General features: G+C 60.3%; 12 protein-coding genes. 3 read left to right on the top strand and 9 right to left on the bottom strand.

The window, feature by feature from the left end; translation table 11 throughout:
* Window positions 1-3: 3 nt before the first annotated feature.
* The 4 genes from dnaJ to grpE form a co-directional block, all read right to left on the bottom strand.
* Window positions 4-1,137 (bottom strand): molecular chaperone DnaJ, encoded by a 1,134-nt coding sequence (dnaJ, locus tag VVD49_RS19995; protein ID WP_327600996.1) that lies wholly within the window; start codon window positions 1,135-1,137, stop codon window positions 4-6.
* Window positions 1,138-1,170: 33 nt separating this feature from the next.
* Window positions 1,171-2,274 carry a fatty acid desaturase family protein gene (locus tag VVD49_RS19990; RefSeq protein ID WP_327600995.1) on the bottom strand — a complete coding sequence of 368 codons (1,104 nt, stop codon included), beginning with the start codon at window positions 2,272-2,274 and terminating at the stop codon, window positions 1,171-1,173.
* 162 nt (window positions 2,275-2,436) lie between these two features.
* A complete protein-coding gene (gene dnaK, locus VVD49_RS19985; RefSeq protein WP_327600994.1) occupies window positions 2,437-4,365 on the bottom strand; it encodes a molecular chaperone DnaK in 1,929 nt (642 codons plus the stop codon).
* A gap of 115 nt (window positions 4,366-4,480) precedes the next feature.
* Window positions 4,481-5,047, bottom strand: a complete 567-nt coding sequence (gene grpE / locus VVD49_RS19980) for a nucleotide exchange factor GrpE (RefSeq protein ID WP_327600993.1) — start codon at window positions 5,045-5,047, stop codon at window positions 4,481-4,483.
* A 201-nt stretch (window positions 5,048-5,248) separates the two neighbouring features.
* On the opposite strand from grpE, the gene VVD49_RS19975 reads away from it, so the two are divergent.
* Entirely contained in the window at window positions 5,249-6,616 is a 1,368-nt protein-coding gene (locus VVD49_RS19975; RefSeq protein ID WP_327600992.1) for a serine/threonine protein kinase, read from the top strand.
* Here the strand turns inward: VVD49_RS19975 and VVD49_RS19970 are convergent.
* Window positions 6,613-7,650 (bottom strand): VCBS repeat-containing protein, encoded by a 1,038-nt coding sequence (locus VVD49_RS19970; protein WP_327600991.1) that lies wholly within the window; start codon window positions 7,648-7,650, stop codon window positions 6,613-6,615. The genes VVD49_RS19975 and VVD49_RS19970 overlap by 4 nt on opposite strands.
* A gap of 250 nt (window positions 7,651-7,900) precedes the next feature.
* On the opposite strand from VVD49_RS19970, the gene VVD49_RS19965 reads away from it, so the two are divergent.
* A complete protein-coding gene (locus VVD49_RS19965) occupies window positions 7,901-8,422 on the top strand; it encodes an AP2 domain-containing protein (protein WP_327600990.1) in 522 nt (173 codons plus the stop codon).
* Window positions 8,423-8,534: 112 nt separating this feature from the next.
* Window positions 8,535-9,281, top strand: a complete 747-nt coding sequence (locus VVD49_RS19960) for a HesA/MoeB/ThiF family protein (protein WP_327600989.1) — start codon at window positions 8,535-8,537, stop codon at window positions 9,279-9,281.
* Window positions 9,282-9,375: 94 nt separating this feature from the next.
* On the opposite strand, the gene ribD is transcribed toward VVD49_RS19960, so the two are convergent.
* The 4 genes from ribD to VVD49_RS19940 form a co-directional block, all read right to left on the bottom strand.
* Complete coding sequence (gene ribD, locus VVD49_RS19955) at window positions 9,376-10,464, bottom strand: bifunctional diaminohydroxyphosphoribosylaminopyrimidine deaminase/5-amino-6-(5-phosphoribosylamino)uracil reductase RibD (protein WP_327600988.1); 1,089 nt, start codon at window positions 10,462-10,464, stop codon at window positions 9,376-9,378.
* A 3-nt stretch (window positions 10,465-10,467) separates the two neighbouring features.
* Window positions 10,468-10,956: a transcriptional regulator NrdR gene (gene nrdR, locus VVD49_RS19950; protein WP_327600987.1), complete on the bottom strand. Its 489-nt coding sequence runs from the start codon at window positions 10,954-10,956 to the stop codon at window positions 10,468-10,470.
* A gap of 71 nt (window positions 10,957-11,027) precedes the next feature.
* Window positions 11,028-12,278, bottom strand: a complete 1,251-nt coding sequence (gene glyA / locus VVD49_RS19945) for a serine hydroxymethyltransferase (RefSeq protein ID WP_327600986.1) — start codon at window positions 12,276-12,278, stop codon at window positions 11,028-11,030.
* A gap of 154 nt (window positions 12,279-12,432) precedes the next feature.
* Complete coding sequence (locus VVD49_RS19940) at window positions 12,433-13,065, bottom strand: histidine phosphatase family protein (protein ID WP_327600985.1); 633 nt, start codon at window positions 13,063-13,065, stop codon at window positions 12,433-12,435.
* Window positions 13,066-13,067: the final 2 nt, after the last annotated feature.

Genomic DNA, 13,067 nt, shown 5'->3' with positions numbered 1-13,067 from the left:
AACTCAGCCCGCGAAGAAGTCGCGCACCTTGTCCATCCAGCCCTTGGCGCGTGGATTCTGGCGATCGCCCTCGCTGCGGTTGATCACGTCGAATTCGCGCAGCAGTTCGCGCTGGCGCTCGGTCAGCTTGACCGGCGTTTCCACCACGACGTGGCAATGCAGATCGCCAGTCATATGGCTGCGCAGATTCTTGATGCCCTTGCCGCGCAAGCGGAACACCTTGCCGGTTTGTGTCTCGGCCGGAATCTTGATGCTGGCTGCGCCGTCGAGCGTCGGGATGTCGATCTCGCCACCCAAGGCCGCCGTCGTGAAGCTGATCGGCATTTCGCAATGCAGATCGTCGCCTTCGCGCTCGAACACGGCGTGGCGCTTGATGTGGATCTCGACGTACAGATCGCCCGCCGGTCCACCGTTGACGCCTGCCTCACCAAAGCCGCCGTGACGCAGGCGCATGCCTTCGTCGATACCTGCCGGCACCTTCACTTCCAGGGTCTTCTGCTTCTTGACGCGGCCCGCGCCATGGCAGCTCACGCAAGGATCGGTGACGACACGGCCTGAACCGTGGCACTTCGGGCAGGTCTGCTGCACCGAGAAGAATCCTTGCTGGATGCGCACCTGACCTGCACCGCCGCAGGTCCCGCAGGTCTTGGGCTGGGTGCCGGGTTTGGCGCCCGAGCCATGGCAGGTTTCGCAGGATTCCGTGACGGGAATGCGGATCGTCTTCTCGACGCCGCGTGCTGCCTCTTCCAGCGAGATCTCCATGTTGTAGCGCAGGTCGGCGCCGCGATAAACGCGTTGCCCGCCACCTCCGCCGCCACCACCACGACCGCCAAAAATTTCGTCGAAGATGCCGCCGAAGGCGTCGCCGAAATCACCGAAGCCCTGGCCGCCACCGCCCGGGCCATGCGACTGGTCGACGCCGGCGTGACCGTAGCGGTCATACGCGCCACGCTTCTGATCGTCGGAGAGGACCTCGTAGGCTTCCTTGATTTCCTTGAACTTCTCCTCCGCATCCTTGCTGTCCGGATTGCGGTCGGGGTGGTACTTCATGGCCATCTTGCGATAGGCCTTCTTGATGTCGTCTTCGGACGCGTCCCGGGCGATGCCCAGGGCTTCGTAGTAATCGCGTTTTGCCATGCTCAGCTTCTCGAATTTTTCCGGATTTTTTCTTTAAACAGGTGATGCGTATGCGGGTCGCCGACCCAGCGAGTGCAGCAAGCGGAAGTGGGCCGCCACGGCAGCGCGCACGCTGGGGAAGCACAGGTAGCGCACGGCAAACTCTTCGCAGGTCTTGCGCACGATGCTGCTCAGGGCTGGGTAATGAACGTGGCTGATGCGATGGAACAGGTGGTGCTCGACCTGGAAGTTGAGACCACCCATGTAGAACGTCGCCAGCTTGTTGCGCGGTGCGAAGTCTGCCGTGGTGTTCATCTGATGCACGGCCCACTCATCCGGCATGCGATTGCTGCCTTCTGCGGGCAGCGGAAAGTCCGTGCCTTCGACCGTGTGCGCCAGCTGGAAGACCAGCGACAGCACCAGGCCGAACACGGCATGCACGCAGACGAAGGCCAGCAGCACTTGCCAGAACGGATGGAAGAATGACGGCAGCACCAGCGTGTAGCCAAAATAGGCCAGCTTGTGGGTGAAGAACCAGGGCAGCTCCCATCCTGCTTTCGGTTGCAGCGAGGTATTGCCGATCTTGTTCGTCACGATCTTGTGGAAGTCGCTGAACAGGCCGAGGTACATCGTCAGCATGGCGTAAAGCACGGGCGCATACAGCGCCTGCAGGCGGTGCCATGGGTACCACTTCTGGTTGGGAGACAGGCGCATCAGCGGCCCGATGGTGATGTCGTCGTCCTTGCCATCGATGTTCGGGTAGGTGTGGTGTAGCTGGTTGTGTTTCTGCTTCCACAGCATCTGGCTGCTGCCGATGAAGTCCATCGTCGCGCCGGCCAGCCAGTTCACCCAGCGACGCTTCGAATAGCTGCCGTGTGCGCCGTCGTGCATGACGTTGAAGGCCACGATGATGTAGCCCTGCGCCAGCGCGAAGCCGGCCAGCAGCGCCGCCCACAGTGAATCGACAAACCACACGAGGCTGATGTAGCCAGCGAAGATCAGACCGTAGCCGAGCAGGGTCTTGGCATAGAGCTTCCAGTTGCCTGTCGGCTCGACGCGATGTTCGTGGAAGTACGCATCGACACGCGCCTTGAGCGTGTTGAAGAAGTCCCCGCGCGGTGGAAACACCACTGAACCTGAAACGGACTTGCTGGTCATGCAACCTCCCACAGAACGCCGGGCGAAAAGACATGGGCACCGATCGGAGCCTGTCTTCACCTCCAGCCATCATACGGCAGTGGGCATCCGGACGTTGCCGCCCGATGCCCACCGACACGTACTGCCACACGTTTCCGTACGTAAGTACGGAACGGCACTACCTTACTTTGCGTCCTTCACTTCCGTGAATTCAGCATCGACGACATTGTCGTCAGCTGCGGTCTGAGCACCTTGGGCTGCTGCTTGCTCGCCGCCGCCGGCTGCGGCCTGTTGCTGTGCATACACGGCTTCACCCAGCTTCTGGCTGGCCGCGGCCAATGCTTGCGCCTTGGCTTCGATGGCTTCCTTGTCCGAGCCCTTGATCGCTTCTTCCGCTTCCTTCAGCGCAGCTTCGATCTTTTCCTTCTCGTCCGCAGTGACCTTGTCGCCATGGTCGGTCAGCGCCTTGCGCGTCGTGTGGATCAGCGCTTCGGCCTGGTTGCGCGCATCGATGAGTTCGCGCTGGCGCTTGTCATCTTCGGCATGCGCCGCAGCGTCGTTCACCATGTTCTGGATCTCGTCTTCCGACAGACCCGAGCTGGCCTTGATGGTGATCTTGTTTTCCTTGCCGGTTGCCTTGTCCATGGCCTTGACGTGCAGGATGCCGTTGGCGTCCACGTCGAAGCTCACTTCGATCTGCGGCGTGCCACGTGCTGCAGGTGGAATGCCTTCGAGGTTGAACTCACCCAGCAGCTTGTTGCCGGCGGCCATTTCACGCTCACCCTGGTAGACCTTGATGGTCACGGCAGGCTGGTTGTCATCGGCCGTCGAGAACACTTGCGCGTGCTTGGTCGGGATCGTCGTGTTGCGCTTGATCATCGGCGTCATCACACCACCCAGGGTTTCGATACCCAGGGTCAGCGGGGACACGTCGAGCAGCAACACGTCCTTCACGTCACCTTGCAGCACACCGCCCTGAACAGCAGCACCGACTGCAACGGCTTCGTCAGGATTCACGTCCTTGCGCGCTTCCTTGCCGAAGAATTCCTTCACCTTTTCCTGCACCTTCGGCATGCGGGTCTGACCGCCGACGAGAATGACGTCGTCGATGTCGGTGACCTTCAGGCCGGCGTCCTTGAGTGCCTTGCGGCAAGGCTCGATGGTTGCATCGACGAGTTGCTCAACGAGTTGCTCGAACTTTGCGCGGGTGATCTTCATCGTCAAGTGCGACGGTGCGCCATTGACCATGGTGATGTACGGCTCGTTGATTTCGGTTTGCTGGCCGCTCGACAGTTCGATCTTGGCGCGTTCAGCCGCAGCCTTGATACGTTGCAGGGCGATCGCATCCTTGCCGAGGTCGACACCATGCTGGCTCTTGAACTCAGCCACGATGTAGTCGATCAGGCGCTGGTCGAAGTCTTCACCACCGAGGAAGGTGTCGCCGTTCGTAGCCAACACTTCGAATTGCTTGTCGCCATCGACGTCAGCAATTTCGATGATGGAGATGTCGAACGTGCCACCACCCAGGTCGAACACGGCGATTTTCTGGTCCTTCTTGCCGACCTTGTCGAGACCGTAGGCGAGGGCTGCAGCCGTTGGCTCGTTGATAATGCGCTTGACGTCCAGACCGGCGATGCGACCTGCATCCTTCGTTGCTTGACGCTGGCTGTCGTTGAAGTAGGCAGGCACGGTGATGACGGCTTCGGTGACTTCTTCACCGAGGTAGTCTTCAGCGGTCTTCTTCATCTTGCGCAGCACGTCAGCGGAGATCTGGGGGGGCGCCATTTTCTTGCCGCGCACTTCCACCCAGGCGTCGCCGTTGTCGGCCTTGGTAATCGTGTAGGGCATCATGTTGATGTCCTTCTGTACTTCCTTCTCTTCGAAGCGGCGGCCAATCAGGCGCTTCACCGCGTACAGCGTGTTCTTGGCGTTGGTCACGGCCTGGCGCTTGGCGGGTGCACCGACCAGCACTTCGCCGTCTTCCATATAGGCGACGATGGACGGGGTCGTACGTGCGCCTTCCGAGTTTTCGATGACCTTGGGTTGGCCGCCTTCCATGATGGAAACGCAGCTATTGGTGGTGCCGAGGTCGATGCCGATGATTTTTGCCATGTTCAAACTCCTGAAAATTTTAAACAGCCCGGTTTTCACCGGACTTTCTTATTCATGACTCGTAAGTAGGGACATCCAGGTGGAATTCAAGCGCGTTGCTTGCTGATCACCGGGTTTAGCCAGCTGTACCGCTCGAAACTGCGACCAGTGCCGGGCGCAATACGCGGCTTTCCAGCGAATAACCCTTCTGGAAGACCTGCACCACGGTGTTTGCGGGTTGGTCGGAAGGGATCTGGCTGATGGCCTGATGCTTGTGCGGATCAAACTTCTCGCCGACGGGATTGATATCGAGCAGGCCGCTCTTTTCAAAAGCCTTGCCCAGGTTACGCAGGGTCAGTTCCACACCGTCGCAGATCGTTTCCAGCGAAACGTTTTCAGCGGCAAGAGTTTGCTCGAGGCTGTCCTTGACGGTCAGCAGTTCGTTGGCGAACCGTTCGATGGCGAATTTGGCTGCCTTGCTGACGTCGTCCGCGGCGCGACGGCGCACGTTCTCGGTTTCGGCCTTGGCGCGCAACCAGGCGTCGTGATGTTCAGTGGCCTTGAGTTCGAGCTGACGGAGCTGATCTTCCAGCGAGGGCAGGGTGTCGACATTGTCGACGCCTGCATTGACCTCATCGGTCGCGCCTTGTGCCACGCCATTGGTCGGCTGTTCGGGGCTGGCTGAATCCTGTGCGTTGTCCATGAAGTATCCTCAAAATTGTGTTCAGGAACGCACAGTTGGGGCCGTCAGAGTAATTTCAAGGCTACGCATGAGAATTTTTTACCGATTCCGGCTTCGAAGTACGGTTTAATATCGCGGTGGTGTGTATGTGAGCAAGTCGTCGCCTTGCTGTGCGCGTTCCGCACTTCCATTTATCGTTTCCTTCTGGCACTTCAGAACGCAATGGCAACAATGCCCGAGAAAATCGGCAAGTATCGCATCATCCGCGAGCTCGGACGCGGCGCTACGGCTGTTGTCTATCTGGCAGAAAATCCGTTCTATCCGCAGCCCATCGCCCTGAAGCACATCTCCTTTCGCGAGAAGTCGAAGGACGAGGCGAAGTGGAATCGTCGCCTGCTCAAGTTGCTGCGTGCAGAGGAAAGCCTCGCCGGCAAGCTTGACCACCCCAATATCATCAAGATTTTCGAGGCCGTGATCGAAGAAGATCAGGCCTATATCGTCATGGAGTACTTCGGCGGCAAGTCGCTCGAGGAGTACTGCAGCTACGAGAAGCTGCTGCCGCTGCATCGCACGGTGAGTATCGTGTTCAAGTGCTGCATGGCGCTGGACTATGCCTATCGCCAGGGCATCGTGCATCGTGACATCAAGCCTGCCAACATCCTTATCGACGATCAGGACAATGTGAAGATCACCGACTTCGGTCTGGCGATGAATATTGCCAAGAACAGTCATCAGGATTCGACCTTCATCATGGGCGTTGGCTCGCCGGCCTACATGTCGCCCGAGCAGATCAAGAGCTACCCGCTCAACCAGAAGACCGATCTGTATTCACTGGGCATCGTGCTGTTCCACTTGCTGACCGGTCGCCTGCCGTTCCGCGCGAAGAATCCGGCGCAGCTCGTTTACAAGATCATCAACGCCGATCCACCGTCAGCCAGTCAGCTCAATCCGGACGTGCCGGAAGCAATGGACGTGGTGATCCGCAAATCGCTCGAGAAGGACCTGTATTCGCGCTACAAGAATGGTGCCGAGTTCGCCAAGGACCTGACGGCGGTGCGTTACAAGATCGTCGATGAGAACGAGCGCACTCCCGACAACACCAAGTTCTCGGCTGTGCGCAAACTGCCGTTCTTCACCGAATTCGACGATATCGAAATCTGGGAAGTGGTGCGCTTCGCGGTCTGGCGCAAGGTCGAGCCTTTGACGCAATTGATCAAGGAAGGTAGCAACGACCAGCGTTTCTGCATTCTGCTGGAAGGGGATGTCGAGCTCTCCATTGGCGGCCGGGTCGTGTCGAAGCTGGTGACGGGAGAGTCGTTCGGCGAAACAGCTTATCTCGATGAAGTCGAGCACCTGCAACACGCGACCGTTGTGAGCCTGACGGCGGCGCGCTACCTCGAGATTTCCCCCGCAGTGTTGTCGCTGGCGTCGGAAGAGTGCCTGGAGCATTTCCGTGCGCGCCTCATTTCTACCGTCGCACGTCGCCTTGCAAAAGCCGATGCTGTGATCGCGAGTACCGCAGCGACTTCGACGCGGCCGACGGACATCACGTCGGTCGGCTTCGGCGGGCTGCAGCTCGTCGACAACTAGACCGTCAGGTCAACGTGCTGGATGGTGCCGGGCCGGCCATCCTCCGTCAGGAAAATTCCGCTCGATTGAATCTCACCGTGATCGTCCGAACCTGCCCGCAAGGCGAAAGGTGTGGCGACGTTCTGCAGCGCGATCGCTCCTACGCCAGTACTGGCGAGTGATTGCAGTTTGTCACCCGGCGCCCACACGCCCAGTTTTGTGAATGCCGAATCGGCTTCGTCGATCCAGCCATTCCCATCATCATCCAGCGCGGCCAACTCGCCGAAGCCATCTCCTGTTGCGGGACCGAACAGCTCACTGCCGTCGTCGATCTTGCCGTTGCCATTGCGATCCAGAGCGAGGAAGAAGCTGCCCTGGCCGAGCTTCGCAATCATGTCCGGCGCCGTGTCGGGGTTGGCGTCAAGATCGAAGGCGAGACGTTCTGAGAGCAGGCTGGTTGGGCCGCCTTGCAGGTTGAGAACGAGCGGGTCCTTGCGCCTCACATTGCCTGCATCCACGGTCGTCAGGCTCTCGCTGCGGGCGAAGCGCGCCATTTCCAGATCGAGGTCGAAACTGATTTCGCGTCCATCGGCGGTTTTCACATTGCCGCTAGCCTGGAAGCGGGTGGCCTGGGCTTCTTCGCGCACTTCGCGGCGCTCGAAGTGCAGCGACCATTCCGGTTGTGGAGGGGCGCCAGCACCTGATGTCGGTGCGTCCTCCGTCTGTGCCGGGCCCGCATCCGCTGACGCGCCTAGTTCTGAGACGTCGAAGAGCTTGATCTTGTGGCCAGTGAGTTGCTCGACGAGGCTGATAAGAACCTGAAGCCGGGCATCCATTGCGTTCTGTTTGTCTGTTTCCGGGGTGACTTCGCTGGAGCTTTGCGCGGCGGCAAGCGTGTCCCGCGCAGCATCACTGATGATGACCTGACTGGTTTCCGCTGTGGGTGGACTGGCCTGGGCAGCCTGGAAACTGAACTGCAGACTCTCTTCGACGTAGTGGCGGACATAGCTGGCCGATTGGCCCTGCAGGTTGAGACTGGACTGTGAAATACGCATGTAAACCTCCATTGGCCGACGCGGAACGCACCCCGGCCAGCAACAAGAATCATGCGATTCATACCGGCATCCGATGACCGGTCTTGAATGCCAGACAGGGGTTTGGACTCCTTCACAGCGGTCCCTTTACCGCTTGTCAGGTGCGCCGTGATGCATTCCGCAGGGATCAGTGATGACCCTAAAGTTTCCACGGAGCGGGTCGAAAACCACTTATCGCCGCCATAACCTTGATAGCTCCTGGAGGACTGACGTGAGCCGAGGCAGTGTTTATGGAATTAGTCGTGTAGATAACGAGGTCAGTCGGACGCATGGATGGCTTGTAACCATTCAGCGCCGCGGCGTTATCCACCGCAAGCATTTTTCGGACGGCGTGCATGGTGGTAAGCAGAAATCCTTCGCAGCGGCGAAGGGCTACCGCGACGAAGTCATCACCAATCACCCGCCGTTTTCGATGCGTGAGTATTCGAATATCGTCAAGAAGAACAACCGTTCGGGCGTTGTCGGCGTGTGCCGTTACTGCGCTTCGGAAACACGCGACTTGCCGGAAGACAAGCAGCGCTGGTTCTGGGTTGCTTCCTGGCCGCTTCCTGACGGGCGCCGCAAGCGCGTGAAGTTCTCCGTCAAGAAGTACGGTGAAGAAGGCGCCTTCAAGATGGCGCTGAAAGCCCGCAAGGATGCCCTGCGCGGACTGGATGGTGCTTTCGATCCGGGTGCTGTGCGTCGCAAACCGGTACGTCGTCGTACCGAGGCCGTGCACAAGCTCGCTGCCTGAGCAGGCACGACTGCAGATTGAGCCAGAGGGCTGCTTGTCCCGTGCGGGGACAGGCGGCCCTTTTTTATTTGCCTGCAACCACGTGCAGCGGTGTCCCGCGTAAACTTGCCGCATGAACGACGACCAGCTGCTGCGTTACTCCCGCCACATCTTGCTGCCCGAACTCGATATCGCGGGGCAGGAAGCCATCATCAAGAGCCGCGTGCTGATCATCGGCGCAGGCGGCCTCGGTTCGCCGGCCGCCATGTATCTCGCTTCCGCAGGCGTCGGCACCATCATCCTCGCTGACGGCGATACGGTCGATCTCACCAATCTGCAGCGCCAGATCATGCATCGCAACGACTCCGTTGGCCGCTTCAAGGCTGAATCGGGGCGAGACACGCTGAACCGGCTCAACCCCGAAACCGTAGCCGTGGCCTTGCCGCAGCGGCTCGATGCCGGTTTGCTGGAGGCGCATATCGCCGAGGCAGATGTGGTGCTGGATTGCACCGATAACTTCGCCACGCGGCATGCCATCAACCGCGCCTGCGTCAAATTTGCCAAGCCGCTGGTGTCAGGCGCTGCCGTGCGCTTCGATGGGCAGCTCAGCGTGTTCGACAAGCGCGATGCAAACAATCCTTGCTATCACTGCCTGTTTCCGGACGGCGAGGATGTGGAGGAGACACGCTGCGCGGTGATGGGCGTGTTTGCGCCTATCACGGGCATCGTCGGCACGATGCAGGCGGCCGAAGCCTTGAAAGTGATTGCCGGATGCGGCGAGCCACTGGTGGGCAGATTGCTGCTCATCAATGCCTTGGGCATGGAGCTACGCACGGTGCGGTATGGCCGCGACGCGGAATGTGCCGTGTGCGGATCGTAGGTCGGAAAAGCGAAGGGCTTTCCGGCGTTGAGGCGTCAAACCTGTTTTGATCTGTATTCGCGAGTGATGTCGGAAGGTGCTTCGCTTTTCCGACCTACGCAGGCCGCGCCAGCACGCGGAGGTCTTCGCCAATCTGCTCGAACGCCTGAAAGTGCAGCGCGATGCGCTCTTCCAGTTTCCCGAATGCAGGCAGCATTGCGAGGCCGCGCGCCGGATCGCCAAGGAAGGTCGGCGCGAGGTAGAGCAGGTATTCGTCGACCAGTCCCGATTGCATGAAAGCAGCGTTCAGTTCTGCACCGGCTTCGACGAGCAATTCATTCGTGTTCTTGCCGAGAATCGGCAGCAAGGCTTCGATGTCTACGTGACCCGCCTGCGAGGGCAGATGCAGGATTTCTGCGCCCGCAGTTTCCAGTTCCAGCCGGCGTTTCGTGTTGTTGCTGGCCGTCACGATCAGCGTGTTGCCACCGCGCAGGATGTTCGCGTCGGCGGGGGTTCTCAGCTGGCTGTCGAGCACGATACGGCGAGGCTGACGTGGCGTTGCGACGGCGCGCACATTCATCGACGGATTGTCTGCCAGCACGGTGCCGCTACCGGTCAGTACAGCGCAGGATCGGGCGCGCCAATGGTGCGCATCGGCACGCGCCGCATCGCCCGTAATCCATTTGCTGACGCCATTGGCCAGCGCGGTCTTGCCATCCAGCGAGGCTGCGATCTTGAGGCGCACAAAGGGGCGACCACGCACGATGCGCGATATGAAACCTTCATTAAGTGCGCGTGCCGGCTCTTCCAGCAGGCCAGAGCTGACTGCGATGCCGGCCGCCGCCAGGCGCTCGAAGCCCTTGCCCGAAACCAGCGGGTTGGGGTCTTCCATGGCGGCCACGACGCGGCTGATGCCGGCGCTTGAAAGCGCATCACAGCAAGGCGGCGTACGACCGAAATGGGAGCAGGGCTCAAGCGTGACGTAGGCCGTGGCGCCCACGACCGATTTGCCACGCTGGACGGCATCGATCAATGCCTGGACTTCTGCGTGATTCTGGCCAGCCGGTTGCGTCCAGCCCTCGCCAATGATTTCACCAGCCTCATCCACGATGACGCAGCCGACGCGCGGATTGGGTGTGGTGGTATACAGACCACGCTCGGCAAGCTCGAGCGCACGGCGCATATAGTCTTCTGGCGCCAGCATGACTCAGACCTTGCCGCGGGGTTTGGGCTTGGTGGGCTTGATGTGCGGGGCGAGTTCGCGGATCACTTCTGCAAACTCTTCCGCATCCTCGAAATTGCGGTACACCGAGGCGAAGCGGATGTAGGCAATCTTGTCGAGGCGCTTGAGTTCGCGCATGACAAGCTCGCCGACCTTGTCGGAGGGGATTTCTCGTTCGCCCATGGCCAGCAAACGACTCTCGATGCGTTCGATGGCGCCGTCCACGCTCTCGGCGGTCACAGGTCGTTTGCGCAATGCCAGCTTCATGCTGGCGAGTACCTTTTCGGGGTCGAACTCGGTGCGACTGCCGTTCTTCTTGACGATCTGCGGCAGCTTCAGCTCGATGCGCTCGTACGTAGTGAAGCGCTTGTCGCATTCCCCGCAGCGGCGTCGGCGACGGATGATGTCGCCTTCGTCGTTCTCACGCGTATCGGTGACTTGCGTGGAAGGTGCGCCGCAAAACGGACATTTCATGAGTGAGTGCCGCCAGAAATCGCCAGATACAAAAAAGGGGCGACCGAAAGGTCGCCCCCGGAGGATAGTGCTTAAGCGCCGTATACCGGGAATTTCTTGCACAGGGCGCTGACTTCTTCGCGCACCTTGGCCAGTACGGCTTCATCGTTCGGTGCGTCGAGCACGTCGGCGATGAGGTGAGCGACACGTTCGGCTTCGATCTCGGTGAAGCCACGCGTGGTCATGGCCGGGCTGCCGATGCGGATGCCGGAGGTCACGAATGGTTTTTCCGGATCCTTCGGAATCGCGTTCTTGTTGACCGTGATGTGGGCCTTGCCGAGGGCCGCTTCAGCTTCCTTGCCGTTGATGTTCTTCGAGCGCAGATCGACGAGGAACAGGTGGCTTTCGGTACGACCCGAAACGATGCGCAGACCGCGTTGTTCGGACAGCACACGTGCCATGACGAGCGCATTGGCAACGACTTGTTCCTGATACTGGCGGAACTCAGGCGTTGCCGCTTCCTTGAAGGCCACGGCCTTCGCCGCGATGACGTGCATCAGCGGACCACCTTGCAGGCCTGGGAAGATCGCGGAGTTCAGCGCCTTCTCGTGTTCGGCCTTCGACAGGATCACGCCACCACGTGGTCCACGCAGGGTCTTGTGTGTGGTCGAGGTGACGACGTCGGCAAATGGCACCGGGTTTGGATAGATGCCCGCAGCGATGAGGCCGGCGTAGTGGGCCATGTCGACCCAGAAGATCGCGCCGACTTCCTTGGCAATCTTCGCGAAACGTTCGAAATCGATACGCAGGGCGTAAGCCGAAGCGCCGGCGATGATGATGCGTGGCTTGTGCTCGCGCGCCAGTGCTTCCATCTGTTCGTAGTCGATCTCTTCCTTGTCGGTCAGACCGTAGGAGATGGCGTTGAACCACTTGCCGCTCATGTTCAGCGCCATGCCGTGGGTGAGGTGACCGCCTTCCGCCAGGCTCATGCCCAGAACGGTGTCGCCAGGCTTGGCGAAGGCCATCAGCACGGCCTGGTTGGCTTGCGAACCGGAATTCGGCTGGACGTTGGCAGCCTCGGCGCCAAACAGCTTCTTCAGGCGGTCGATAGCGATCTGCTCTGCAATATCCACATACTCACAGCCGCCGTAGTAACGCTTGCCGGGATAGCCCTCAGCGTACTTGTTGGTCAGTTGGGAGCCCTGGGCTTCCATGACGGCGCAGCTGACGTAGTTTTCGGAGGCGATCAGCTCGATGTGATCTTCCTGGCGCTTGTTTTCGGAAGTAACTGCCGAGAACAGCTCTGGATCGGCCTTGGAGAGGGTATTTGCTTTGGAGAACATGGAATCGTCCGCGAGAAGGTCCGCTGGGGGACCGCTATGAAGAATGGCAGGCGCGAATAATACCGCGTCGACAGGGGCTTAGGCCATTCTGGCAGGCATGAAATAAACTCAAACCCGCGTGAACAGGCTTCATGGGCGCCCCGGGCGCGCCGGATCACATCGGAAGTTCGTCCAGGCTGCCGGAGAGGTGAGTCTGGTCGTCCCAGACATCGAGATGCCAGATGCCTTCGGTGCGTGCCAGCCAGTTCAGGGCGGCGTTGCCGAGCTCGAAATCGCGAGGCTGGTCGAGCGGCATGCCGGTGACGAAGCGCCGGGCCGCGTCAAGAACGCCGCCGTGGGCAACCAGCAACAGGGTCTGTCCTGCGTGCCTGTCGGCCAGCTCGCCGAGCATGGCTGCAACTCGCTCGAAACACTGACGCAGGCTTTCCCCCTGGGGTGGAACGAAGTCGGGCTCCCGGCGTGCCACACGTGCCTGCATCTCCGGGAAGCGTTGCTCTGCCTCCTGCCGCGTCAGGCCCTGAAACACGCCGAAATTGCGCTCCCGCGCGGCGGGCAGTCGCGTGATCGGCATGCCGAGCCGTGTGGCAACCGCTTCGGCCGTGTCGAAGGCGCGTGACAGGTCAGAGCTGTAGATCGCATCGAAGCGTGTGCCGGCAAGTGCCGCCGCCAGAGCCGCGGCTTGCGCGCGGCCGTTGGCGTTGAGGGGCATGTCTTCGTGCCCCTGCAAGCGGCGCGCGACGTTCCAGTCCGTTTCGCCGTGGCGTACCAGGCAGATGCGTGTCGTCATCT

The organism is Uliginosibacterium silvisoli (assembly GCF_036017035.1).
Classification (GTDB): Bacteria; Pseudomonadota; Gammaproteobacteria; order Burkholderiales; family Rhodocyclaceae; genus Viridibacterium; species Viridibacterium silvisoli.
Note: the sequence above shows the minus strand (reverse complement) of the source record. Positions and strands in the feature narration are given on the sequence as shown.